We start from the raw sequence: 21,596 nt of genomic DNA on the forward strand, positions 1-21,596 counted from the left end.
ACCCGAGCGAGTGCGCGGTCCGCCGCGACGAGTGAACGAGGAATCGACATGTACCTGGAAACCCCGAAGAAATTCCGCAGCCTGGCTAACCAGGCGCATCAGGTCGCGGAAAACTATTTCCGGCCGATCTCGCGCAAGTACGACAAGGCCGAACACGCCTATCCGAAGGAGCTGGACCTGCTCGCGGCCTTGCTGGACGGCATGAACAGCGGCTCGCCCGAGGCTGTCGGCGCGACCTCGGCGAGCAAGCGCGCCGGCAAGCAGGTAGAGGAGGGCATCAAGAACGGCGGCAACCTGTCGGCATTGCTCGGCGTGATGGAACTGTGCTGGGGCGACGTCGGCCTGCTCCTGGCCATGCCGCGCCAGGGGCTGGGCAACGCGGCGATCGCCGCGGTGGCCAACGAGGAGCAGTTGCAGCGCTTCGGCGGCACCTGGGCGGCGATGGCGATCACCGAGCCGGGCTGCGGCTCGGACTCGGCGGCGATTCGCACCACCGCGACCCAGGATGGCGACCACTATGTACTGAACGGCGAGAAGATTTTCGTCACTTCCGGCGAGCGGGCCGATGCCGTGGTGGTCTGGGCCACCCTGAACCGCAACCTGGGGCGGGCGGCGATCAAGTCCTTCGTGGTCGAGAAGGGCACGCCGGGGATGACCGTGACGCGCCTGGAGAAGAAGCTCGGGATCAAGGCTTCGGATACCGCTTCGATCAGTTTCAATGATTGCCGGGTGCCGGCCGCGAACCTGCTGGGCAACGCCGAGGTCGACGTGCAGAAGGGTTTCGCCGGGGTCATGGAGACCTTCGACAATACCCGCCCGCTGGTGGCCGGCATGGCCGTCGGGGTGGCCAAGGCGGCGCTGGACCGGACCCGCGAATTGCTGAAGAAGGCTGGCTGCAAGTTCGACTACAGGAAACCGCTGCTCACCGTCAGCCACGCCGAGGCCACTCTCTATCGCCTGGAGGCGGAGTGGGAGGCAGCGCGCCTGTTGACCTTGAAGGCGGCATGGATGGCCGACAACAAGCTGCCCAACTCGAAGGAAGCGTCCATCGCCAAGGCCAAGGCTGGACGGGTGGCCAACGAGATCACCCTGAAGTGCGTGGAGCTGGCTGGCGCCCTCGGCTACGCCGAGGATGAGCTGTTGGAGAAGTGGGCGCGGGACTCGAAGATCCTCGACATCTTCGAGGGCACCCAGCAGATCCAGCTGCTCATCGTCGCTCGCCGCCTGCTCGGCAAGTCTTCCAGCCAGTTGAAGTAGAAAGGGCGGCAAAGCCCGCCCGGTTCAGGCGCTGGCGCGGTCGCGCCCACCGCCGGCCTGGTCGCCGTTGCTGGATGGCCACAGTGCCAGCCAGTCGCGGAAACGGATGCGTTCCTCATGCACCAGCCAGCCGTCCTGTACGGCAAAGCTCTCGGCCAACCACAGGCCGCGGGTGGCCGCAGGGCGCAACTGGCCCTTGCGCAGGGTGAACAGGTCGCCGGTGGGGCGCCCCTGGTCCAGCGGCAGCAGGTAGAGATCGGGGCGCCGACGGTCCAGACGCGCCACCAGCGGACCGCTCTCGAGCCGCTCGTCGACATGGTAGAGGCTCGGCTCGCGCGCATCGCGCGGCAGCTCCAGGCGCATGTCGTAGACCAGTTGCAGCGAGGCCGTGGGCAGGTGTACGTAGGCGCGTGGGCGCTCCAGCAAGCGCAGGCTGCCGGCTTGCACCGGACGGGCGGCGCCGGACAGCGGGGTGAGGACGAAGTGGCTGTTCTCCCGGTAGCGCAGCGAACCCTGGTAGGGCGTCGGCAGCCAGGTGTCGCCGAAGCGCCCGCCGAGCCAGCCGCCGGCGGTCTCCACCAGGCATTCCTCGGCGACTTCCTGGATCGCAGTGAGCAGCGGCAGGTTCAGTTCGTGGGCCGGTACGTAGCCGGAGATCAGCTTGAGCACGGTATCGCCGCGGTCCAGCCGGCGCTGACGGACCAGCACCCAGTAGTCGCGGCCCTGCCAGTTCAGGGTCAAGCGCACCGAGACCCCCAGGTTGGCCAGCTCGGCGACGAAGCGCTGCGGGTCGGCTACCTCCATGCGGCGGCGGCGTACGAGCATCTGCTGGAAGTTCAGCGGCAGGCCGAGGGCCTGGTAGACCAGCCCGTCCGGGGAGGCCTCCACCAGCAGCGGCAGGGTCTTGAAGGCGGACGGATCCTTGCGGGCGAGCATACGGGGCATACGGGGCTCCTTGTCGGGTCATCGCGCCGGGGCGGGACGGAGGCTCACGTTCGATGCACCGGCCACCGGAGGCGAGGGCGGCAGGCAGGATACGGCTCGTTCGGGAGGAACATGGCAGCGGAATGCACCGCGGGTGTCAACCCGCGGATGTTGCAGCCGATGTATGGTTCAGGCCTTTTTCAGGGCTTGCGCGGCCATCGCGACATTATGGGCCAGGTGCAGCGGATTGATGGTGCCGACGATGGCGGCGGCGACGCCCGGCTGGTCGAAGACCAGTTCGAAGCTGGCGCGCACCGGGTCCTGTCCGGCGCCCAGGCAGGCATGCCCGCTGGCCAGCGCCTTCTTCACCAGGATGCCCTTGGCATGGGCCGCGGCGTACTCGATGACCGGGCGCTCGGCGCGCTCGTTCAGGTTGTAGGTGACCATCGCGCAATCGCCCTCGCGCAGGGCGCGCAGGCCACCTTCGACGGTCTTGCCGGAGAGTCCGTAGGCGCCGATCAGGCCCTCGCGCTTGAGCGCGGCGAGAGTCGGGTAGACCTCGCTGTTCTCGAGGATATCCAGGTCGTTGCCATCGGAATGCACCAGCACCAGCTCGATCCGCTCGGTCTCCAGGCGCTTCAGGCTGCGTTCGACGGAGCGCCGGGTATGCGTGGCGGAGAAGTCGAAGACTGACTGGCCGTCGACGAACTCTTCGCCGACCTTGCTGACGATCACCCAATGCTCGCGCTGGCCGCGCAGCAGCGGGCCGAGGCGTTCCTCGCTGCGGCCGTAGGCCGGGGCGGTGTCGATCAGGTTGATGCCGAGGTCGCGGGCCAGGGCCAGCAGGTCGGCGGCTTCGCGGTCGTCGGGGATGGTGAAGCCGGAAGGGTACTTCACTCCCTGGTCGCGGCCGAACTTGACGGTGCCCAGGCCCAGCGGCGAAACGGCCAGGCCGGTGTCGCCCAGCGGGCGGTGCAGGTCGTGGAGGGTATCCCTGATCATGCGAAGGCTACCTCCCAGGCCGGTTCGGCGAGCGGCGGACGCGGCAGTTGCGGCAGCGCGGCATGTTCGCTGGGGCGGATGCCGTCTTCTTCCAGGCGGGCGCAGACCCGGTCGGCGAAGTCAGGGGCCAGCGCCAGCTTGGTCGGCCAGCCGACCAGCAGGCGTCCCTGTTCGGCGAGGAAGGCGTTGTCCGGGCGCAACAGGTTGGACTGTGCCGGCTCGGCGCGATCCACCCGCAAGGTGGCCCACTGCGCCTGGCCGAGGTCGATCCAGGGCAGCAGCTTTGCCAGTTCGCGGCGTGCTTCGGCGATCTGCGCGGCTTCGTCGCGGGCCACGCCATCGGCTTCGGCGATGTCGCCGCCGAGGTACCAGACCGACTGGCCGTCGCGGGTCGGATGGGTGGTCACGGTGATCCGTGGCTTCGGCCCGGCCCCCAGGCAGTGGGCGTACAGCGGTTTCAGGGTCGCCGCCTTGACCATCACCATGTGCAGCGGCCGCCGCTGCATGGCCGGTTGTTCCAGGCCCAGTTCGCGGAGCAGCGCCTCGTTGCCGGCACCGGCGCTGAGCACCACGCGCTGTGCACGGATCTCCCGGCCGTCGACGCACAGGCCGGCCAGTTCCCGGCCTTCGCGCAGCGGTTCGATGCGCTCGCCGGCGAGCAGGCTGTCGCCGGCCAGTTCCGCCAGGCGACGAATCAGGTCGGGGACGTCGAAGACGATTTCCGTGAGGCGGTAGGCCTTGCCCTTGAACCCCTTGTCGCGCAGCGCCGGAGGCAAATCCTCGCCCTTGGCCTGCTCGACCCGGCTGCGCACCGCCTTGCTGGCGAAGAAGCTGGTAAGGCTGCCGGCCAGGCCGCCCGGAGACCACAGGTAGTGCGCCTCGGAAAGCAGGCGCACGCCCCGCAGGTCGAGTTCGCCGTCGCTGCCGAGACAGGCGCGCCAGCGCCGCGGCATGTCGGCGATGGCTTCGGAGGCGCCGGTCAGGGCGCCATGCAGGGCGTACTTGGCGCCGCCGTGGATGATCCCCTGCGACTTCACGCTCTGTCCGCCGCCGAGGCTGGCGCTTTCCACCAGCACGGTGGCGTAGCCGGCCCGGCGCAAGCGGGCGTTCAGCCAGAGGCCGGCGATACCGCCGCCAACGATGAGGATGTCGGTGGAAAGGGCTTGGGGCATGGGGCTGCCTTATCGGGAACGGAAAGGGCGCAGTATACAACCTGCGCCCGCGACGGTCGTTCAGTGCCCCGAAGCGCGGGAGAACAACTGGATCACCAGCACGCCGGCGATGATCAGGCCGATACCGAGGAGGGCCGCGGGGTCCAGGCGCTGGCCGTAGACGAACATCGCCACCAGGCTGACCAGGACGATGCCGAGCCCGGACCAGATGGCGTAGACCACGCCGACCGGCAGGGTGCGCATGACCAGCACGAGCATGCTGAAGGCGAGCACGTAGCCGCCCACCACCAGCAGCAGCGGCAGTGGCTTGCTGAATCCGGTGACGGCTTTCAGCGAGGTGGTGGCGACCACTTCGGCGGCGATGGCGATGGCGAGGTAGAGATAATTGGTCATGGCGGCGTCCTCCGGAAACTGCGGCCATTCTAGGGAGCCGGCGGATGGGATAAAGTCGTTACCTATCTGTATTGGAGATAGGTTATGCAGTGGAACCTGGAGCAGATCCGCCTGTTCGTCAGCGTCGCCGAGCGCCAGTCGTTCTCTGCCGCCGCCCGCGAACTGAAACGGGTGCAATCGGCGGTGAGCAACGGCATCGCGCTGCTGGAGGCGGACCTCGGCGTCACCCTGTTCGAACGCAGCAGCGGACGCCAGCCGCGCCTGACCGACGAGGGCCGGGTGCTGCTGGCGGAGGCGCGCGAGGTGCTGCGCCAGTGCGAGCGCCTGCAGGGGCGCGCGCTGGGGCTGGCGCGCGGCGAGGAGCCGCGGCTGCGCCTGGCCCAGGACGAGGCGATGCCTTACCAGCCGGTGCTGGACAGCCTGGAAGCGCTGGCGCAGCGCTTTCCCAGTCTGGAGGTGCAGGTGTCCAGCGGCGGCCAGGGCGACGTGACCCGTCGTTTGCTCGAGGAGCAGGCTGACCTCGGCCTGCTGTTCCACCATGAGCGCATGCCTGAGTCGCTGGAGCGGCGGCGCCTCGGCAGCGTCGAGATGGTCACGGTGTGCGGCGCCGGCCACCCGCTGGCCGGGCTGCAACGGGTCAGTCGCCGCGAGCTGGCACAGCACCGGCAACTTTTGATCGTGCCCCAGCAGAGCGGCTATCCGGGCGGCGAGCAGATCAGCCCGCAGGTGTGGCGGCTGGACAGCTTCTATTCCATGGCCGAGTTGCTGATGCGCAACCTCGGCTGGGCCTGGCTGCCGCGGCACGTGGTGCAGTACCCCACCTACGACCGGCTGATGGTAGAGCTGACCAGCGACTGGACGCCGCCGTCGCTGGTGGTCGAACTGGTCTGGCGGCGCAACGAGGTGCTCGGCCCGGCGGCGGCCTGGCTCGGCGAAACCTTCACCCGCCACCTGCGCGCCATCGGCTGAGCCGGTCGGCGGGAGTTTTGCTAAGCTGCGCGCCCATGAACCGTACCCTCTATACCCTGCTGTTCCACCTCGGCTTGCCGCTGGTGGCGTTGCGCCTGTGGTGGCGCGCGCGCCAGGCGCCGGCCTACGCCAAACGCATCGGCGAGCGTTTTTCCCTGTCCTTGCCCGAGGTGCCGCCCGGCGGCATCTGGGTGCACGCCGTCTCGGTGGGCGAGAGCATCGCCGCCGCGCCGATGGTGCGGGCGCTGCTGGAGCGCCATCCGCAGCTGCCGGTCACCGTCACCTGCATGACCCCGACCGGCTCGGAGCGCATCCGCGCATTGTTCGGCGAGCAGGTCCGGCACTGCTATCTGCCCTACGACCTGCCCTGGGCGGCGGCGCGCTTCCTCGACCGGGTGCGGCCGCGCCTGGCGGTGATCATGGAAACCGAGCTGTGGCCCAACCATATCCATGCCTGTGCCGCGCGCGGGATCCCGGTGGCGCTGGCCAATGCGCGCCTGTCCGAGCGCTCGGCGCGTGGCTACGCGCGCTTCGCCGGGCTGACCCGGCCGATGCTCGCCGAGCTGTCCTGGATCGCCGTGCAGACCGAGGCCGAGGCCGAGCGCTTCCGTCGTCTCGGCGCGCGTCCTGAGTGCGTCAGCGTGACCGGCTCGATCAAGTTCGACCTGCGCATCGACCCGCAGCTGCCGCTGGCCGCTGCCGCCCTGCGCGAGGAATGGAACGCGACGGCGCGACCGCTGTGGATCGCCGCCAGCACCCATGCCGGCGAGGACGAGATCGTCCTGGCAGCCCACCGGCGCCTGCTGGAAACGCGTCCCGACGCGCTGCTGATCCTGGTGCCGCGCCATCCGGAACGCTTCGCCGGCGTCCACGAGCTATGCCGCCGCGAAGGCTTCGCCACGGTCCGGCGCTCCGGCGGCGAGCCGGTGGCACGCGCGACCCAGGTGCTGCTCGGCGATACCATGGGCGAGCTGCTGTTCCTCTATGCCCTGGCCGACATCGCTTTCGTCGGCGGCAGCCTGGTGCCCAACGGCGGGCACAACCTGCTGGAGCCGGCGGCCCTGGGCAAGCCTGTGTTCGCCGGTCCGCACCTGTTCAACTTCCTCGACATCGCCGCGCAATTGCGCGACGCCGGGGCGCTGCTCGAGGTGACGGATGCCGGCGAGCTGTGCGACGGCCTCACGCGCCTGTGGGCGCAGCCGGAGGTCGCGACGGCCATGGCCACTGCCGGAGAGAAGGTGCTGCGCAACAACCAGGGCGCCCTGGAGCGGCTGCTGGCGGGGTTGGCGCGGTTGCTCGAGCGCGGCGGGTAGCGCCCGCCCCGTCGGCGCTCCCCTGGCCCTGCATCGCGACAGGGCGTTTCAGAACGTCGGCGGGGTGATCACCCAGAGCACCAGGGTATCGCTGTCGCCTGGGTTGCCGTAGCGATGCGGTTCCTGGCTGGAGTAGCTGAAGCTGTCGCCCTCGCGGAGCTGGAAATGGCGGTCGCCGACCCAGAGTTCGAAGATTCCGCTGAGGATGTAGCCGGCTTCCTCGCCCTCATGGCTGTAGCTCTGCTGGCTGTAGGTGCCCGGCGGGAAACGCGAGTGGAGGATCTCCAACTGGCGGCTGGGCTGCGGGGTGAGCAGTTCGTCGATGATGCCGTCTTCGTAATGCACGCTCATGCGCGTGTTGCGCCGCACCACGTAGCCGGCGTCCGCCGGGTCCACCGCGGCCTCGCTGGCGAAGAACCACTGGATGGTCACGCCGAGGCTGCGGGCGATGTTGAACAGCGCCGGAATCGACGGATACGCCAGGTTGCGTTCCAGTTGGCTGATGTAGCCGGCGGTGAGTTCGCTCTGTGCGGCCAGCTCGGCCAGGGTCAGGCCGCGGCGTTTGCGCAGGCCGCGGATGCGGGTGCCGAGGAAGTGCGTTTCGCTGCGCGGCGTGTCGGTGGCGTCCGGCGGTGACGGGCGGGGCATGCGGCGGGGTCCTGGCTGCGTTTGCGGCATTCTAGGGGCTGGGCCGGGCCCCGTCGAGGGAGCCGCGGCCGCGCCGCTCAGATGCTCCAGGCGGCCTTGAGCCCTTCGTAGATCGCCTCCTCGGCGGTGCGGGGGGCCAGGCAGTCGCCGATCCGCAACACCTCCGCCAGGCCGTGCAGGCTGTCGGCCAGGCGGTCCACCGGCTGGTGGCCCTGGCATAGCACCAGGGTATCGACCTCCTCGAACAGCATCGCCTCGCCGCTGGCGCTGTGCTGCATGTACACCGTGGTATCGTCGCAGCCGTACAGGCGGGCGTAGGGCGTGACCGGGATACCCAGGCGGTGCAGCTCGCCGGCCAACTGGTCGCGCACGTACAGCGGCAGGCTCTCGCCGCAGTGGGTGCCGTTCACCGCCAGGCGCACCTGGTGGCCCTCGCGTACAAGATTTTCCGCGATACCGGGGCCGATCCAGTCGCCCCGCCAGTCGGTGACCAGCACCGAACGACCGACCCGCACCTCGCCGCGCAGCACCTGCCAGGCATCCACCACCTGCAGCTCGCCGCCGCGCTCGAAAGGCGGCCAGTAGGGTTCGGCGCCGGTAGCGACGATCACCAGGTCCGGCCGCTCGCGCTCCACCAGCGCGCGGTCGACCGGCGTGTTGCGGCGTACCTCGACGCCGGCCAGTTGCATCTCCCGTTGCAGGTTGGTGGAGGCGCCGCCGAATTCGGCGCGGCGCGGCAGCAGTTGCGCCAGGTTGACCTGGCCGCCGAGCTGGGCGCCGGCCTCGCAGAGCACTACCTCGTGGCCGCGCTGTGCCGCCACCGCCGCCGCCTTCATCCCCGCCGGGCCGCCGCCGGCGACCAGCACGCGCTTGCGCCGCGAGGCCGGATTGGGCGTTGCGTAGGTCAGCTCGCGGCCGGTTTCCGGGTGCTGGATGCAGGAGATCGGATAGCCTCGGTGGAAATGTCCGATGCAGGCCTGGTTGCAGGCGATGCAGGCGCGCACGTCGTCGCTGCGCCCGGCCTCGGCCTTGTTCGGCATCTGCGGGTCGCAGATCAGCGCGCGGGTCATGCCGCAGACGTCGGCCTGGCCTCGGGCGAGGATGGCCTCGGCCTCCTGGGGCTGGTTGATGCGCCCGGTGACGAACAGCGGGATCGCCAGGCGCGCCTTGAAGGTACCGGCTTCGCGGGCCAGGTAGGCCGGCTCGATGGCCATCGGCGGGACGATATGGATGGCGCCGCCGAGGGAGGCCGAAGTGCCGGCGACGATGTGCAGGTAGTCCAGCTCGCCCTGGACCGCCTCGGCCGCCTGCAGCGACTCGCTTTCGCTGAGACCCTCGGGGTCGCGCTCGTCGGCGGACAGGCGCAGGCCGACGATGAAGTCCTCGGAGGTGGCCGCGCGCACCGCCGCCAGCACTTCGCGGAGGAAACGCAGGCGGGCATCGAGGTCGCCGTTGTAGCCATCCGTGCGGCGGTTCACCCGCGGGTTGAGGAATTGCGCCGGCAGGTAGCCATGGCTGGCGACCACCTCCACCCCGTCCAGCCCTGCCTGGTGCAGGCGGCGCGCGGCGGCGGCGTAGCCGGCGACGATCTCGTCGATCAGCGGCTGGTCGAGTTCGCGCGGCATCACCCGGAACCGTTCGTTGGGCGAGGCCGAGGCGGAATAGGCCACCGCCAGCAGGCCGTCGGCGGACTCCATGATCTCGCGCCCGGGATGGAAGATCTGCGACAGCACCACGCAGCCTTCGGCGTGGCAGGCCTCGGCGACCCGCCGGTAGCCGGGGATGCAGGCATCGTCGGTAGCCATCAGCACGTGCGAGGTGTAGCGCGCGCTGTCGTGGACCCCCGCCACCTGCATGACGATCAGTCCGGCGCCGCCGCGGGCCCGGGCGCGGTGATAGGCGACGAGTGGCTCGTTGACCAGGTTGTCGGTAGGCATCGACGTGTCGTGGCCGCTCGACATGATGCGGTTTTTCAGGCGTTTGCCCCGGATTTCCAGGGGGCTGAACAGGTGCGGGAAATTCACGGTTGGCGTCCTTCTTGTTGTTCTCGCGGCGCGCTTCAGAAACAGGATATGAATTTACCATCAGTAAAAAATCAACTTGTTTTTTTAAAATCGACTGGATAGTTTCTGTCCCGTGGCCGCTTCCCGGCGGCTCGCTGCGATCCACTCCACAACAAGAACAAGAGGAGACGCACATGAACCGTTCCTTTCCATTGCGCCGCGCGGCCAGCGCCCGTCCGCATCCGGTTTTTCCTTGCCGCGTCCTGCTCGGCGCCGTCCTGCTGGCGTTCGGCGGCCTCGCGCCGGTCCAGGCCGATGATGGCCTGGTGGTGGTCGGCTACGGCGGCGCCGGACAGAAGGCCCAGGAGGTGGCGTTCTTCCAGCCGTTCACGCAGCAGACCGGGATTCCCGTAGTGCAGAGCGAGTACAACGGCGAGATGGCCCGGATCAAGGTGATGGCCGACACCGGTCACGCCGACTGGGACCTGGTCCAGGTCGAGGGGCCGGATCTGGCGCGCGGTTGCGACGACGGCCTGTTCGAGCGTCTGGACTGGCAGGCCATCGGCGGCAAGCAGCAGTTGATCGCCAATGCCGCCCAGGAATGCGGTTCCGCCGCGCTGGTCTGGGGCGTGGCGATCGGCTACGACGCCGACCGGCTGCAACAGCCGCCGGCGTCCTGGGCCGACTTCTGGGACGTCCAGCGCTTCCCCGGCAAGCGCGGCCTGCGCAAGCGGGCGATCTACAACCTGGAGTTCGCCCTGCTCGCCGACGGAGTGCCACGCGAGCAGGTCTATCCGCTGCTGGCGACCCGCGCCGGTGCCGACCGTGCCTTCGCCAAGCTGGGCCAGCTCAAGCCCTACATCCAGTGGTGGGAGGCGGGAGCGCAGCCGGCGCAGTGGCTGGCCGCCGGCGACGTGGTGATGACGTCCACCTACACCGGGCGCATCGCCGACGCCCACCGCGCGGGGCGCAACCTGGCCCTGGTATGGCCGGGCAGCCTGTACGGCATGGACTACTGGGCGGTGGTCAAGGGTTCGAAGCGCGGCGCCGAGGCGCGTCGCTTCATCGCCTTCGCCAATGCCCCGGATGCCCAGGTGCGCTACGTCGAGAACATTCCCTACGGGCCGACCAACCGCCAGGCCGCCCAGCGCCTGCCCGCGCAACTGGCGAGCTGGGTGCCGACCGCGCCGGCGAACCTGGAGCAGGGCCTGGCGATGGACGACGAATTCTGGGTCGAGCATGGCGAGGAGCTGGAGGAGCGCTTCAACGCCTGGGCCAGCCAGTGAGACGGGCGCCACGTAACCTGCGATCATCGGGGCTGCCCGCCGGTGGTCGCGGGCGACGAGCAGGAGCCGCGAAAGGATGAACCAGGAAGTGCGCTTTTCCCGTCTGGAACCAGAGCAGCGCAAGGCGCTGCTGATCGAGGCGACCCTGGCCTGCCTGAAGCGGCATGGCTTCCAGGGCGCCTCGGTGCGCAAGATCTGCGCCGAGGCCGGGGTATCGGTGGGCCTGATCAATCACCACTACGATGGCAAGGACGCGCTGGTGGCCGAGGCCTACCTGGCGGTCACCGGACGCGTCATGCGCCTGCTCCGCGGCGCCATCGACACCGCGCCGGGCGGCGCCCGCCCGCGGCTCTCGGCGTTCTTCGAGGCATCCTTCTCCGCCGAGCTGCTCGATCCGCAATTGCTCGACGCCTGGCTGGCGTTCTGGGGTGCGGTGGGCAGCATCGAAGCGATCGGGCGGGTCCACGACCATTCCTATGGCGAGTACCGGGCGCTGCTGGTCGGCGTGCTGCGGCAACTGGCGGAGGAGGGCGGCTGGGCGGACTTCGACGCGGAACTGGCGGCCATCAGCCTCAGCGCCCTGCTCGACGGGCTGTGGCTGGAGTCTGGGCTGAATCCCGCGACCTTCACGCCGCGGCAGGGCGTGCAGATCTGCGAGGCCTGGGTGGATGGCCTGGAGGCGGGCGCCCATCGCCGCTTCCGGCGTGCGACGGAAGCTTGTTGATCGTCCGTTCAGTAGTGGATAGGCTGCTGCTGGCAGCGGAAGGCGCCCCGGCCCCTTCCGCCCACCGTCCGACAACCCAGAACAAGAAACGCCCCGGCCCGCCGGAGGCGCAAGGTGATGGCGATGGTTCCGCGCGTATTGGTGGTCGACGACGACCCGGTGATTCGTGAGCTTCTCCAGGCCTATCTCGGCGAGGAGGGCTATGACGTCCTCTGCGCCGGCAACGCCGAGCAGGCGGAAGCCTGCCTTGCCGAGTGCGCCCATCTCGGCCAGCCGGTCGAGCTGGTGCTGCTGGACATCCGCCTGCCCGGCAAGGACGGCCTGACCCTGACCCGCGAGCTGCGGGTGCGCTCCGAGGTGGGGATCATCCTGATCACCGGGCGCAACGACGAGATCGATCGCATCGTCGGCCTGGAGTGCGGCGCCGACGACTACGTGATCAAGCCGCTGAACCCGCGCGAACTGGTGTCGCGGGCGAAGAACCTGATCCGCCGGGTGCGCCATGCCCAGGCCAGCGCCGCCCCCGCCCGGCAGGCCCTCAGGCAGTTCGGCGACTGGCTGCTGGACGCCGACCGGCGCCGCCTGATCGACCACGCGGGCAACGAGACCCTGCTCACCCACGGCGAATTCCAATTGCTCGGCGCCTTCCTGCGCAACAGCGGGCATACCCTGAGCCGCGACCAGTTGATGGACCAGATCCGCAACCGCGAGTGGCTGCCCAGCGATCGCTCCATCGACGTGCTGGTCGGCCGCCTGCGTCGTAAGCTGCGCGACGACCCGGCCGAACCGCAACTGATCATCACCATCCACGGCGCCGGCTACCTGTTCACCGCCGCGGCCAGCGACGCCTGAGCCATGCAGGCCCGCTGGCTGGCGCTCTGCGGATGGCTGCTGGGCGGCCTGGCACAGGCTGCGGAGACCATCCGCTATTGCGACTATCCGGTATACCCGCCGATCTCCTGGAGCGATGGCCAGCAGGTCCGGGGGCTGGCGCCGGAGCTGGTGAAGCGGCTGTTCGGCGCGCTGGGCTACCGGGTCGAGGTGGTGGTGCTGGGCAACTGGCGGCGCTGCCTGCTGGACGCCGCCGCCGGACGGGTCGACCTGGTACTGGCCTACCGCACGCCCGCGCGCGATCGCGACCTGGCGTTTTCCGCCGAGCCGGTGCTGCGCGAGGAGGTGGCGATCTTCTACAACCGCCAGCGGCCGGTGCGCATCCGATCCCTCGGCGACCTCGCCGGCTATCGCGGCGGGCTGTTGTTCGGCGAAAGCTACGGGGCGGACTTCGACCGCTTCGTCGGCCGCCACGGCAACGTCGAATGGGTTTCCGACAGCCGACAGAACTTCGGCAAGCTGGTGCGCCAGCGCATCGACTACATTGCCCACGAACGCCGCACCGGCACGCTGTTCGCCGAGCGCCTGGCCGGCGGCGAGAACATCCTTGCGCTGCCCGAACCGCTGACGGTGGACTACCTGCGGGTGGCGGTCTCGCGGCACTCGCCGCTGGCAGCGAAGATGGACGAGATCGACCGGGCCCTGCGAGGCTATCGCGACGACGGCAGCATCCAGCGTTGGCTGCACGACAGCGTGCGCGACTATCGGCGCCTCGCCGGCAACCGCGCGGACGCCTGGTGAGCGGCCGCGGCGGAGTGTTGGCGCGGCGCCTGCTGTGGCGGGTGCTGCTGTTCAGCCTGTGTTTCACTGTCCTCGCCGGCGCCGTGCAGCTGTTCTTCGAATACCGCCGCGAAATGCGTGAGATCGAGGCGCGCCTGGAACTGATCCGCAGCGGCTACCTGGCCAGCTTCGAGCGCAGCCTGTGGGATCTCAACCAGGAGCAGTTGAACGTGCAGTTGCGCGGCCTCGGGGATTTCCCCGACATCGCCCGTGTCAGTCTGCAAAGCGCCGACTTCAACCTGCTGCAGGGCGACCAGCGTCCACGCGGCCTGCTGCGGGTCGAGCGCTTTCCCTTGAGCTACCAGCCGCCGGGGGGCGAGCGTCGGCATCTGGGCGAGCTGGAGATCGCCATCGACCTGGCGGCGGTCTATCGCCGGCTGGCCTCCGGCGGCCTGGCCAGCCTCTTGTGGATGGGCAGTTTCCTTTGCGGCCTGGCGGTGGCCCTCAGTTGGCTGTTCCACAGCCTGGTCACTCGCCATCTGTGGCGCATGTCCGAGTTCGCTGGGCATATCGCCGAAGGCGATCTGCAACAGCCGCTGCGACTGGACAAGGCGGACCGCGAACGCGACGAGATCGACGCCGTCGCCACCGCCCTGGAGGACATGCGCCAGGCCTTGCGCACCGATCGCCGCCGGCGCGACGCCGACCGCGACGAGTTGCGTCGGCAGGTCGAGCGGCGCACCGCCAGCCTGCGCCGGGCGAAGGACCAGGCGGAAGCCGCCGACCGCGCCAAGAGCCGTTTTCTCGCGACCATGAGCCATGAGATCCGTACCCCGCTGAACGGCATCCTGGGCATGGCCGAGCTGCTGCGCGAGGCATCGCTCGGCGAGCGTGACCGCCAGCGCCTGCGGGCACTGGCGACAGCGGGGGAGGGACTGCTGGCGATCCTCAACGAGGTCCTCCACTTCGCCCGGCTGGAGGAAGCGGCGGATGTGCCGGAAGCGGTGGACTTTTCCTTGCGGAGCCTGCTCGAGGACGTCCTCACCCTGCTCGAACCACGGGCGCGGGAGAACGCCACACGGCTGGACCTGTGGCTGGACCCACAGGTTCATGACGGCCATCGCGGCGCCGAGCAGTTCCTGCGCCAGGTGTTGACCAACCTGCTGGGCAACGCGGTGAAGTTCACCGAGGCCGGCGAGGTGCGCGTTCGCGTCGAGCGGCTGGCGCGCAGCGCAGGAAGCGAGCGCCTGCGGCTGAGCGTCGCGGACGATGGAATCGGCATTCCCGAGGAAATGCGCGAACGCATCTTCGAACGCTTCACCCAGGGCGGCGACGCCGTGACCCGCCGTTACGGCGGAACCGGCCTGGGCCTGGCGATCAGCAAGCGGCTGGTGGAAGCGCTGGGCGGGCGGATCGGCGTGGAAAGCCGGGTCGGCCAGGGCAGTACGTTCTGGTTCGAGATCGAGCTGGCGCTGGCGAGCTTGTCCGGCGCGACGCCGCCGGCGGCATCGGTGTCTGCGCTGGAGGTGCTGCTGGTGGAGGACGTGGCGCTCAACCGCGAGGTAGCCCAGGGCCTGCTCGAGCGGGACGGCCACCGGGTGATGCTGGCCGAGGACGCGGGGCCGGCCCTGGCGCTGTGCCGGCAGCGGCGCTTCGACCTGATCCTGCTGGACATGCACCTGCCGGGGATGGCTGGCCTCGAGCTTTGCGCCGGGATTCGCCGGCAGCTCGACGGCCTGAACCGCGCCACGCCGATCTTCGCCTTCACCGCCAGCATCCAGCCGGACATGGTGCGTCGGTACTTCGCCGCGGGCATGCAGGGCGTGCTCGGCAAGCCCCTGCGGATGGACGAGCTGCGTCGCGCGCTGGGCGAGGTCGGCACCAGCGTGCCTGCGCTTGCGGCGGACGCTGCGCTGGACCGGCAGATGCTCGAGACCCACCGCCGCCTGCTGGGGCGGCACAAGCTCGCCGGACTGCTGGGCAACCTGCTGGGAAGCCTGGACGAGCAGTTGCCGCTGCTGGCCGAAGCCCTGGACCAGGCGGACCTGGCCGAGGCGGCGAACATCGCCCATCGCCTGTCCGGAAGCTGCCACTCCATGGGCCTGGTGGCGCTCGGCGCCGGCCTGGGCGAGCTGGAGCGCGAGGTCCTGGGCGCGGCCGGGGTCGACCCGCGAGCCTGGGGCGCACGCCTGGGTAGCCTGCGCCGCGACGGCGCCGAAGCCCTGCGCCGCGCCGGCTTCCTCGGCGAAGCCGACGCAGCGGCCGGTTGAGCGGCGCGGCGAACAACTTCCTTACAGCTTTTTACATCTTCGATCCGCGCGTTCAACGGCGTCTTACATCCGCCGCCAATAATCCGCTCATCCGTGCGCAAGACACGGCCTCTGACAGAGTGGAGACAAGAATAATGAGCCATCTCGAAGACCCCTGCGCGTACCCTCATCCGGAGGTGCGCCATGGCTGACGGCAAGGAAAGGCTGCAACTCACCCGGGCCCTGGCGAGCCGCCACATCTTCATGCTGTCCCTCGGCGGGGTGATCGGCACCGGGCTGTTCATGGGCTCCGGCGTGACCATCAACCAGGGCGGCCCGGCCGGCGCGGTGCTGGCCTACCTGGTGGCCGGGGTGCTGATGTACCTGGTGATGGTCTGCCTCGGCGAGCTGTCGGTGCAGATGCCGGTCTCCGGTTCGTTCCAGGCCCACGCGACGCGTTTCATCGGCCCGGCGACTGGCTTCATGATCGGCTGGGTCTACTGGATGAGCTGGGCCTCCACGGTAGGCCTGGAATTCACCGCGGCCGGGATGCTCATGACCCGCTGGTTCCCGGAGGTGCCCGTGTGGCTATGGTCGGGTTTCTTCGTGGTCGTGCTGTTCTCCCTCAATGCCCTGGCGACCCGTGCCTTCGGCGAGGCCGAGTACTGGTTCGCCGGGATCAAGGTGGCGGCGATCCTGGTGTTCATCGTGGTCGGGGGGCTGGTGATCTTCGGCGGTATCGAACTGAAGAGCGGTGCGCCGGCGCCGATGTTCTCCAACCTGGTCGGCGAGCGGCTGTTCCCCAACGGCCTGTCGGCGGTATTCGCGGTGATGATGACGGTGGTCTATGCCTTCCAGGGTTGCGAGATCATGGGCGTCGCCGCCGGCGAGACCGAGCGACCGGAGAAGAGCATCCCGCGGGCGGTGCGCAACGTGGTGTTCCGCGTACTGATCTTCTACGTGCTGGCCATCGTCGTGCTTTCCGCCATCATTCCCTGGCAACAGGCCGGGCTGGTGGAAAGCCCGTTCGTGCAGGTGTTCGACATGGTCGGGATTCCCTACGCGGCGGACCTGATGAACTTCGTCATCCTCACCGCCATCCTCTCGGTAGGCAACTCGGGCCTGTACGCCTCGACGCGGATCCTCTGGGCGATGTCCAGGACCGGCATGGCCCCGCGCGGCCTGTCGAAGCTCAGCGCGCGCGGCGTGCCGCTCTACGCGTTGCTGATCACCCTGTGCTTCGCCCTGCTCTCGTTGCTGACCAGCGTGGTCGCAGCCGACACCCTGTTCATGGTGCTGATGGCGGTGAGCGGGATGTCCGGCACCGTCACCTGGATCGTCATCGCCTACGCCCAATACCGCTTCCGCCGCGAGCACATGGCCAGCGGCGGCACGGTCGCCGAGCTGAAATATGCCGCGCCGCTGTTCCCGCTGGTGCCGCTGGCCTGCATCGCCGTGTGCTGCTCGCTGTTCGTCTTCCTCGCCCTCGATCCCACCCAGCGGCCGTCCTTGTACTGGGGCTTCGGCTTCATCGCCGCCTGCTACCTGGCCTATTACGTGGTTCGTCGCCGGCAGCCGCAGGGACTGGGCGACCCCGCCCTGGGACGGGCCGGCTGAACGGCCATTCGCAGGACCCGACGCCCGCCGCATCCGGCGGGCGTTTTCGTTTTCGCCTGGTTGGTTTGTTCGAAGTTGTAACAGCCGGCTCGCGCGGGCCTCCGCCGCTTTTCGGCGGATCGCATGGCGTGTGGCTTTGCGCCTGCCGCAGGGCCGTTACATACACCCGAATGGGTGGATTGTGGTCTTGTTGAACGAGTGTTTAGTATTGCCTGAAAGCCGCGATCGCCATCAACCAACAATAAGAACGAGGGCCGCATGACTGACCTTTCCCCATTGCAGACGCGGGTCGAAGCCGGGATCGCCTGGCTCGTCCTGAATCGTCCGCAACAGCGCAATGCACTGGATATCCCCACCCTGGAGGCCCTGCACGTCCGACTCGATGCCTGCGAGCGCGACCCGGCAGTGCGCGCTGTGGTGCTCGGCGGCAGCGGACGCAGCTTCTGCGCCGGGGCCGATCTCGCCGAATGGGCGGCGGCTGAAGCCCGTGGCGAGCTGGAAAGCTATGGCTGGACCGAGGCCGCCCACGCCCTGATGGGGCGCCTGCACGCCCTCGACAAACCCACAGTCGCCGCCGTCAACGGCAGCGCCGTGGGCGCTGGCATGGACCTGGCGCTGTGCTGCGATTTCCGCATCGCCGCCGCCTCGGCGCGCTTCAAGGCCGGCTACACCGGCATGGCCTACTGCCCGGACGCCGGCGCCAGTTGGCATCTGCCACGGCTGCTCGGCAGCGAGGCGGCCAAGCGCCTGCTGTTCCTCGACGAAGCCTGGAGCGCGGAGCGAGCCCTGGGCGCCGGACTGGTCGGCGAGGTGGTCGCCGACGAGCGCCTGGTTGAGGCGGTCGGCGCCTTCGCTGCGCGTCTCGCCAGCGGTCCGACCTTTGCCTTCGCCCAGACCAAGCGCCTGCTGCGCGACGGCGCCGGGCGCTCGCTGGCCGAGCAGTTGCGGGCCGAGCAGGCCGCCGGGCTGCTCTGCGGGCGCAGCGAGGATGCCGCCGAGGCGCTGCGCGCCGTGGCCGAGAAACGTTCCCCTCAATTCAGCGGGCGCTAGGCGCCGAGCAGGTGATTCCCATGGATTTCAGGCTGACCCAGGAACAGGACATGCTGGTCGAGGCGGTGCGCAGCTTCGTCGAGAAGGAACTGCTGCCCCACGAGGACGATGTCGACCGCGCCGACGCGGTGTCGCCGGAGCTGGCCGCACAGATTCGCGGCAAGGCCCTCGCCGCCGGTTTCTATGCCTTCAACATGCCCGAGGAAGTGGGCGGCGGCGGCCTCGACTACCTGTCCCAGGCGCTGGTCGAACGCGAGCTGTCGAAGGTCTCCTGGGCCCTCCACGTATTCGTCGCGCGGCCCTCGAAGATCCTCATGGCCTGCACCGGAGAACAGCTCGGCGACTACCTGTTGCCCTGCGTGCAGGGCGAAAAGACCGATTGCTTCGCCCTCACCGAGCCGGGCGCCGGCTCCGACGCCAATTCGATCAAGACCCGCGCGGTGCGCGACGGCGACGCCTTCGTGATCAACGGCAGCAAGCACTTCATCAGCCACGCCGGGCACGCCGACTTCGCCATCGTCTTCGCCGTCACCGACAGCTACGAGCACAACGGCCGCAAGCGCAACGCGGTGACCGCCTTCCTGGTGGACAAGGGCACGCCCGGGATGACCGTGCGCCGCGGACCGAAATGCGTGAGCAACCGTGGCTACCACACCTACGAGATCTTCTTCGACGATTGCCGGGTGCCGGCCTCCAAGGTACTCGGCGAGGTCGGCAAGGGCTGGGAAGTGGCCAACGCCTGGCTGACCGCCGGACGGGTGATGGTCGCCGCCAACTGCGTCGGCCAGGCCCAGCGCGCCCTCGACCTGTCGCTGCGCTGGGCGGCCGATCGCAAGCAGTTCGGCCAGCCGATCGGCAGCTACCAGGGCGTTTCCTTCAAGCTCGCCGACATGGCCACGCAGATCCGCGCCGCCGAGCTGATGACCCTGCACACCGCCTGGAAGATGGACCAGGGCACCATGACCGACGGCGAGGCCGGCATGGCCAAGCTGTTCGCCAGCGAGACCCTCGGCAAGGTCGCCGACGAAGCGGTGCAGATCTTCGGCGGCATGGGCCTGATGGATGAAGGACCGGTCGAGCGCATCTGGCGCAACGCGCGGATCGAACGGATCTGGGAGGGCACTTCGGAAATCCAGCGGCACATCGTTTCCCGCGAACTGCTGCGGCCGTTGCTGCGTTGAGTCCTGGCTCCCCTCTTCCTCCAGGGGAGAGGGGAAGGCTGCCATGTTCCGAATCGAGAACCGACATGAATCGTGAAAACCTCAAGCGTCTGCTGGCACCCAGGCATCTCGCCTTCATTGGCGGCCGTGGCATGGCGCGTGCCCTGAAACGCTGTGCCGAAGGCGGTTTCGCCGGCCAGTTGTGGCTGGTCAATCCGCAGCACGCCGAACTCGAAGGCGTACCCTGCGTGGCCAGCGTCGCCGACCTGCCGTGCGGCCCGGACGCGGCGTTCGTCGCCACCAACCGCGAACTGACCCTCGACGCGGTCGCCGCGCTCGCCGCCAAAGGCGCCGGCGGGGCGATCTGCTATGCCTCCGGCTTCGCCGAAACCGGCGAACAGGGCCTGGCCGTGCAACGCCGGCTGCTGGCCGCCGCCGGCGAAATGGCGCTGCTTGGCCCGAACTGCTACGGCTTGCTCGACTACCTGCACGGCGCCGCGCTATGGCCGGTGGCACATGGCGGTCGGCAGGTGGAGCGGGGCGTCGCGGTGCTGACGCAGAGCGGCAACTTCGCCTACAACCTGTCGATGAGCGACCGTTCGCTGCCGGTGGCCTATATGGCATCGGTGGGCAACCAGGCGCAGCTGGGCATCGCCGAGCTGATGGACGTGCTGCTCGACGAGCCGCGGGTGACTGCCATCGGCCTGCATCTGGAAGGTCTGAAGAACGTCCCGGGGTTCGCCCGCGCGGCCTACAAGGCGTTGCAGAAAGGCGTGCCGGTGATCGCCCTGAAGACCGGAGTGTCGAAGATCGGTGCGGCCCTCGCGCTCAGCCACACCAGTTCCCTGGCCGGTTCCGACGCGCTCTACGACAGCCTGTTCGAGCGCCTCGGGGTAATCCGTGTGAGCGGCCCGGTGAGCTTCGTCGAAACCCTCAAGGCCGCCGCCTGCGGCCACCTGCCTGGCGGGCCGAGCCTGGTCGCGCTGGCCTGTTCCGGCGGCGACGCCGGGTTGATCGCTGACTACGCCGAGCGCAACGGCCTGGGGTTGCCGTCTTTCGACGCCGGACAGCGCGACGAACTGGCCGGGGTACTGCCCGACTACGCCAACATCGCCAACCCGCTGGACTTCACCACCGCCATCTGGGGCGATGCCGCGGCCCTGGAGGAAATGCTCGACAGCGCTTTGCGCAGCCCTGCCGACGCCGCCCTGCTGGTGCTCGACTATCCGGGCGAGGAAACCGGCGAGCGGCCGCAGTGCGACCTGCTTCTGCAACGCTACTGCGCCGCGCTGAAGCGCCACGGCAAAGTCGGCTTCATCGCCTCGGCGTTCCCGGAACTGCTGCCGGCCCGGGCCCGCGAGCTGTTGCACGGCGAGGGCGTCGCCGCGCTGCAAGGCGTCGAGGATGGTCTCGCCGCCTGGGGACGGATCGCCCGCTACCGCCAGCGCCGCGCGGCGCTGCTGGAGCGCGGCGAGGCGGCGTTGGTGCCGATCTGCCCAGGGCCGCTGGCGGGCGACGGCTACCTGCTCGACGAGTGGCAATCCAAGCAGGCGCTGAAATCCTTCGGCCTGCCACTGCCCCCGGGGGTGCTGAGCACCCCCGGGCAGGCCCGCGAAGCGGCCCTCGACCTCGGCTTCCCGCTGGTGCTCAAGGCGGTCAGCGCCGCGCTGCCGCACAAGACCGAGGCCGGCGGCGTGGCGCTCGGCCTGCGCAACGAGGCGGCGCTGGAGGCGGCATTGTTCGACATGCGCGAAAGCCTGGCCCGGCACGCGCCGCAACTGGTCTTCGAGCGTGTGTTGCTGGAGCGCATGGCAGGCGCGCCGCTGGCCGAGCTGATCGTCGGGGTCAAGCGCGAGGAGGGCTTCGGCCTGGCATTGGTGATCGGTGCCGGCGGGATACTCGTGGAGCTGCTGCGCGACAGTCGCAGCCTGCTCCTGCCGACCACCGACGCGGCGATCCGCGATGCCCTGCTGAGCCTGCGCAGCGCGCCGTTGCTCAGCGGCTTCCGCGGTCGCCCGGCGGTATCCATGGAGGCCCTGGTGGCGGCGATCCGCGCGGTCGCCGAATTCGCCTGCGAACATGCCGAGCGCTTGCTGGAGCTGGACGTCAACCCATTGCTGGCGGATGCCGAGGGAGCGCTGGCGGTGGATGCGTTGATCCGGCTGGCCAATGGCTGAAGGCCCGGGCGGACACGACGGCTCCCCCTCCCGCTTGTGGG

At 69.3% G+C, this 21,596-nt stretch carries 18 protein-coding genes; 12 read left to right on the forward strand and 6 right to left on the reverse strand.

All coding sequences use genetic code 11. From position 1 onward, the window contains the following. Window positions 1-48: 48 nt before the first annotated feature. Entirely contained in the window at window positions 49-1,257 is a 1,209-nt protein-coding gene (locus tag HMPREF2924_RS01410) for an acyl-CoA dehydrogenase family protein (RefSeq protein ID WP_003095742.1), read from the forward strand. Window positions 1,258-1,281: 24 nt separating this feature from the next. Here HMPREF2924_RS01410 and HMPREF2924_RS01415 read toward each other — a convergent pair whose 3' ends face one another. The 4 genes from HMPREF2924_RS01415 to HMPREF2924_RS01430 all read right to left on the reverse strand — a co-directional run bounded on the left by HMPREF2924_RS01415 (window position 1,282) and on the right by HMPREF2924_RS01430 (window position 4,748). Further along, a complete protein-coding gene (locus HMPREF2924_RS01415; protein ID WP_003114542.1) occupies window positions 1,282-2,202 on the reverse strand; it encodes a hypothetical protein in 921 nt (306 codons plus the stop codon). A gap of 168 nt (window positions 2,203-2,370) precedes the next feature. Further along, window positions 2,371-3,183: an aldo/keto reductase gene (locus tag HMPREF2924_RS01420; protein ID WP_003095738.1), complete on the reverse strand. Its 813-nt coding sequence runs from the start codon at window positions 3,181-3,183 to the stop codon at window positions 2,371-2,373. Beyond that, window positions 3,180-4,355 (reverse strand): NAD(P)/FAD-dependent oxidoreductase, encoded by a 1,176-nt coding sequence (locus HMPREF2924_RS01425; RefSeq protein WP_003109889.1) that lies wholly within the window; start codon window positions 4,353-4,355, stop codon window positions 3,180-3,182. Before HMPREF2924_RS01425 ends, HMPREF2924_RS01420 begins: the two co-directional genes overlap by 4 nt. Before the next feature lie 60 nt (window positions 4,356-4,415). Next, window positions 4,416-4,748 (reverse strand): DMT family transporter, encoded by a 333-nt coding sequence (locus HMPREF2924_RS01430; protein WP_003135652.1) that lies wholly within the window; start codon window positions 4,746-4,748, stop codon window positions 4,416-4,418. Between the two features lie 84 nt (window positions 4,749-4,832). Between HMPREF2924_RS01430 and HMPREF2924_RS01435 the strand changes: the two genes are divergently transcribed. Both HMPREF2924_RS01435 and waaA read left to right on the forward strand, forming a co-directional pair. After that, window positions 4,833-5,717 (forward strand): LysR family transcriptional regulator, encoded by an 885-nt coding sequence (locus HMPREF2924_RS01435; RefSeq protein WP_003109888.1) that lies wholly within the window; start codon window positions 4,833-4,835, stop codon window positions 5,715-5,717. A 35-nt stretch (window positions 5,718-5,752) separates the two neighbouring features. Further along, window positions 5,753-7,030: a lipid IV(A) 3-deoxy-D-manno-octulosonic acid transferase gene (gene waaA / locus HMPREF2924_RS01440; RefSeq protein WP_003135650.1), complete on the forward strand. Its 1,278-nt coding sequence runs from the start codon at window positions 5,753-5,755 to the stop codon at window positions 7,028-7,030. Between the two features lie 48 nt (window positions 7,031-7,078). Here the strand turns inward: waaA and HMPREF2924_RS01445 are convergent, their stop codons facing one another. Next, window positions 7,079-7,678, reverse strand: a complete 600-nt coding sequence (locus HMPREF2924_RS01445) for a helix-turn-helix domain-containing protein (RefSeq protein ID WP_003095727.1) — start codon at window positions 7,676-7,678, stop codon at window positions 7,079-7,081. A gap of 77 nt (window positions 7,679-7,755) precedes the next feature. After that, window positions 7,756-9,702, reverse strand: a complete 1,947-nt coding sequence (locus HMPREF2924_RS01450; protein ID WP_003135648.1) for an oxidoreductase — start codon at window positions 9,700-9,702, stop codon at window positions 7,756-7,758. A 173-nt stretch (window positions 9,703-9,875) separates the two neighbouring features. Here HMPREF2924_RS01450 and HMPREF2924_RS01455 point away from each other — a divergent pair, with 173 nt between their 5' ends. The 9 genes from HMPREF2924_RS01455 to HMPREF2924_RS01495 all read left to right on the forward strand — a co-directional run bounded on the left by HMPREF2924_RS01455 (window position 9,876) and on the right by HMPREF2924_RS01495 (window position 21,555). Further along, window positions 9,876-10,967, forward strand: coding sequence for an ABC transporter substrate-binding protein (locus HMPREF2924_RS01455; protein WP_003095722.1), 1,092 nt, complete (start codon window positions 9,876-9,878; stop codon window positions 10,965-10,967). A gap of 76 nt (window positions 10,968-11,043) precedes the next feature. Further along, on the forward strand, window positions 11,044-11,691 hold the full coding sequence (locus tag HMPREF2924_RS01460) for a TetR family transcriptional regulator C-terminal domain-containing protein (RefSeq protein ID WP_003095720.1): 648 nt from the start codon (window positions 11,044-11,046) through the stop codon (window positions 11,689-11,691). A 117-nt stretch (window positions 11,692-11,808) separates the two neighbouring features. Then, window positions 11,809-12,543 carry a two-component system response regulator AruR gene (aruR, locus tag HMPREF2924_RS01465; protein ID WP_003109882.1) on the forward strand — a complete coding sequence of 245 codons (735 nt, stop codon included), beginning with the start codon at window positions 11,809-11,811 and terminating at the stop codon, window positions 12,541-12,543. A 3-nt stretch (window positions 12,544-12,546) separates the two neighbouring features. Next, complete coding sequence (locus tag HMPREF2924_RS01470) at window positions 12,547-13,323, forward strand: substrate-binding periplasmic protein (protein WP_009314374.1); 777 nt, start codon at window positions 12,547-12,549, stop codon at window positions 13,321-13,323. After that, a complete protein-coding gene (locus HMPREF2924_RS01475; protein WP_009314372.1) occupies window positions 13,320-15,572 on the forward strand; it encodes an ATP-binding protein in 2,253 nt (750 codons plus the stop codon). The genes HMPREF2924_RS01470 and HMPREF2924_RS01475 overlap by 4 nt, the downstream gene beginning before the upstream one ends. A 183-nt stretch (window positions 15,573-15,755) precedes the next feature. Continuing rightward, window positions 15,756-17,168: an amino acid permease gene (locus tag HMPREF2924_RS01480; protein ID WP_003135634.1), complete on the forward strand. Its 1,413-nt coding sequence runs from the start codon at window positions 15,756-15,758 to the stop codon at window positions 17,166-17,168. 258 nt (window positions 17,169-17,426) lie between these two features. Continuing rightward, on the forward strand, window positions 17,427-18,218 hold the full coding sequence (locus HMPREF2924_RS01485) for an enoyl-CoA hydratase/isomerase family protein (RefSeq protein WP_003095709.1): 792 nt from the start codon (window positions 17,427-17,429) through the stop codon (window positions 18,216-18,218). 20 nt (window positions 18,219-18,238) lie between these two features. Then, on the forward strand, window positions 18,239-19,399 hold the full coding sequence (locus tag HMPREF2924_RS01490) for an acyl-CoA dehydrogenase family protein (RefSeq protein ID WP_003095708.1): 1,161 nt from the start codon (window positions 18,239-18,241) through the stop codon (window positions 19,397-19,399). A gap of 65 nt (window positions 19,400-19,464) precedes the next feature. Next, window positions 19,465-21,555, forward strand: coding sequence for an acetate--CoA ligase family protein (locus tag HMPREF2924_RS01495; protein WP_003095707.1), 2,091 nt, complete (start codon window positions 19,465-19,467; stop codon window positions 21,553-21,555). The last annotated feature ends 41 nt before the right edge of the window (window positions 21,556-21,596 follow it).

This window comes from Pseudomonas sp. HMSC063H08, assembly GCF_001813645.1.
GTDB lineage: Bacteria > Pseudomonadota > Gammaproteobacteria > Pseudomonadales > Pseudomonadaceae > Pseudomonas > Pseudomonas aeruginosa.